Source organism: Mycobacterium sp. (assembly GCF_036488105.1).
Lineage (GTDB): Bacteria > Actinomycetota > Actinomycetes > Mycobacteriales > Mycobacteriaceae > Mycobacterium.
On the sequence record NZ_DASXHW010000094.1, the window covers coordinates 1 to 3066 of the forward strand.

The 3066-nt window shown below is 64.8% G+C and carries 3 protein-coding genes and 1 pseudogene; all 4 read right to left on the reverse strand.

What is annotated here, in order from left to right:
* Positions 1-194 (reverse strand): annotated as a pseudogene (locus VGH54_RS05150) (peptidase S1); the annotation flags it as partial.
* 109 nt (positions 195-303) lie between these two features.
* Complete coding sequence (locus VGH54_RS05155; RefSeq protein WP_331510863.1) at positions 304-1839, reverse strand: HAMP domain-containing sensor histidine kinase; 1536 nt, start codon at positions 1837-1839, stop codon at positions 304-306.
* Positions 1839-2525: a response regulator transcription factor gene (locus tag VGH54_RS05160; RefSeq protein ID WP_331510864.1), complete on the reverse strand. Its 687-nt coding sequence runs from the start codon at positions 2523-2525 to the stop codon at positions 1839-1841. Before VGH54_RS05160 ends, VGH54_RS05155 begins: the two co-directional genes overlap by 1 nt.
* A 108-nt stretch (positions 2526-2633) precedes the next feature.
* Positions 2634-2807, reverse strand: a complete 174-nt coding sequence (rpmF, locus tag VGH54_RS05165) for a 50S ribosomal protein L32 (protein ID WP_285184875.1) — start codon at positions 2805-2807, stop codon at positions 2634-2636.
* Positions 2808-3066: the final 259 nt, after the last annotated feature.

A 3066-nucleotide genomic window follows, 5' to 3' on the forward strand; every position in this document is an offset into this window, starting at 1 on the left:
GTCAATGCGCCTGCGCGAGAACGCTTTCGGGGAGCGGGCAGCGGAGGCCCGGCCTGACCACCGGCGAAGGGGCCGTACGGGTGCCGGTACTGCCCCGGCTGGGGCTGCTGGCCGTAACGCCAGTCGTAGCCCTGCGGATAGGTTTGCTGCTGCCCTGGGCTGGATTGGCCTGTGGCCCCGCGCTGATCGGACACGGGACGATATCCGTGCTGCTGCGGCGGTGGCGAATACCTCGGGTGATTCGTCATGTCGCTAGGTCGCTCTCTCTTGTGCAGTCGGTTCAGACTCAAACAGTAACTGGATTCACCTTGCCTGCGTGGTCTGAGATTCGACTGAGATAACGTTCGCTGGGGCTGGAGAGTTCCCCGGTGTTGACGAGCTGGAAACATCCGCCTCATCTTCACCGTCGTCGGGATAGTCAGCGACCGCCATCGGCTGTCCCGGCAGCAAGATGTAAATCGATGTGCCCGGGGGCTGGCCCCCGGCAACGGTGTCTTCGACGCGAAGCGCCCCGCCGTGTTTGAGCACCACCTGTTTGACGATTGCCAGGCCCAGACCCGAACCTGGCATCGCCCGCGCCGTGGTCGAGCGGAAGAACCGCTCGAAGACCAGTGCGCGCTCGTGTTCGGGAATGCCCGGCCCGTGGTCGGACACCACCAGCTCCGCATGCGTGGCATTGAGCTGCCGGAGCCGCAACCCGACATGCTCCCCGGACGGGCTCCACTTGGCGGCGTTGTCCATCAAGTTCAGCACCGCCCGCGACAGGCCCGCGGAGTCTCCGTAGACCTGCCAGGGCGTCACCTCGATGTCGAACTCAACGTCGTTGCGGCGCCGACGAACTCGCTCGAGGGACCGGTCGATCACCTCGCTCATGTCGACCGGCTCGTGTACCACCTCGCCTGCGTCGCCGCGCGTGAGGTCGACCAAATCGCCGACCAGCGTGGACAATTCCTCGATCTGCGCGATCACATCGGTCCGCAGGTCGACCATCTCCTGCTCGGGCAGCGGCGGCGCACCCGGTGCGCTGGAGGCCATCAGCAGTTCGATGTTGGTGCGAAGCGACGTCAGCGGGGTCCGCAGCTCGTGACCGGCGTCGGCGACCAGCCGGGTCTGGCGTTCCCGGGACTCGGCCAAGGCGCGCAGCATCATGTTGAATGCCTCTGTGAGCCTGGCTAATTCGTCGCTACCGAAGACCGGTATGGGCCGCAGGTCGTCGGTGCGCGCCACCCGTTCGGCCGCCTCCGTCAACCGTCCCACCGGACGCAGACCGGCCTGGGTGACCATGCCGCCGGCGACCGCGGCCACGGCCATACCGACCCCGCCGACAATGAGCAGCACCCAGCGCAGCTTGGTCATCACCGCATCGGTCGGCGCTAGGCTCTTGGAGATCAGCAGCGAGCTGCCGTTCGGCAGATGCACGGCCAGCACCCGCTGATTGGCGGCCGTGCGCCGCGACATGAACAGATCGCCGCGGATGACTGCCTTCTCCTGTTGCCCCACCGGCAACGTCTGCCCCTCCTGGTTGGCGGTGAAGATCGACCGCCCGGGAGTTACCAGCATCGCGTTGACATCCGAATACGCGGTGCCCTCAATCGCTTTCGCTGGGTCGGCCGCCAACGATCCGCTGGCGATCAAAAGCTGGGCCCGGCTCTGCAGCTGGTTATCGATGTCCTTGTACAGCGCCGCGGAGATCACCGCATACACCGCGACGGCCATCAGGATGACGACCATCGCCACCATCGACATGGCCAGCAGCATCACCCGCCACCGCAGCGACAACGAGGTGCTGGTCCGCAGCGGACGTCGGTTTTGCCGACGGAACAGTGTTTTCAGGGGCATTAGGGAGGTGTTTCGCGAAGCACGTAACCCACACCTCGAACCGTGTGGATCAGTCGCGGCTCGCCGTTGGCCTCGGTCTTGCGACGCAGGTAACCGACATACACCTCGAGCGCATTACCCGACGTGGGGAAGTCGAAACCCCACACCTCCTCGAGAATGCGGCTACGCGTCAAAACGCGTCGCGGATTGGCGATCAGCATCTCCAGCAAAGCGAATTCGGTCCGGGTCAGGCTGATCTGGCGTTGCCCCCGAGTGACCTCGCGAGTCACCGAATCAAGGGTCAGGTCCGCGAACGTCATCGCCACGGATTCGGAGGCGTCTTCGATCCTTGTGCGACGCAGCAGCGCCCGCATCCGCGCCAAAAGCTCTTCCAGGGCGAACGGCTTGGGCAGATAGTCGTCGGCTCCGGCGTCCAGGCCGGCGACGCGCTCGGAGATCGTGTCGCGGGCGGTCAGCACCAAGATCGGCAGATCATCGCCGGTGCTGCGCAGCTGCCTGCACACCTCCAGGCCGTCCAGCCGGGGCATCATGACGTCTAGCACGAGCCCGTCGGGCCGGTCGGCGGAGATCATCTCCAGGGCCTCGACGCCATCCTCGGCCAACGCCACCGAGTACCCATTGAAGGAAAGTGACCTACGCAGTGACTCGCGCACAGCGCGGTCGTCGTCAACGACAAGAATTCGCACGGCCACCAGTTTTATCCAATCGCCTGAGAACCTGCTGAGAGGTTGCCAAAACTGACTGCCGCAAATTGTTTGCGTTTTGCCGGGAGACAAATGCTCACGGCAAAGAAGTTAGCGCCGGTCGAGGTCAATCAGACCGAGGCGCGCCGCCTTCAGCAGTCGGCGCGGCACCTTGTGCTGCTTGCCGGCCACTGTCACGCCGACCAGCTCTGGCTTCTCAGCCTTCCACTGCGCGCGCCGGCTACGGGTGTTCGAGCGCGACATCCTGCGCTTTGGCACAGCCATGATCAGGCCTTACTCCTGGTAGGGGGGTCGCCGCGGAAGAAGTCTCGGCAGCAACGCTTGGACCAATAGTAATCGCCGACCTGCTGGTGGCAAAAATCGGCTCTCGAACGGGCCGACGCCCTTGACGTGACACCGCCGGTACCCGCTAACCTACCGGTTGGTTGGTACGTCCGGCTGGAGGGAGCCACGTGTGACGTCCTCGTCGGGTGCCCGGGGTTCGGCGGCATCGGTTCGGATCGGAAACTGTTCGGGCTTCTAC

What these genes read in the sequence shown, in the direction of transcription:
- rpmF (WP_285184875.1), bottom strand. Translation starts at nt 2,807, where the DNA reads ATGGCTGTGCCAAAGCGCAGGATGTCGCGCTCGAACACCCGTAGCCGG.
- VGH54_RS05155 (WP_331510863.1), bottom strand. Translation starts at nt 1,839, where the DNA reads ATGCCCCTGAAAACACTGTTCCGTCGGCAAAACCGACGTCCGCTGCGG.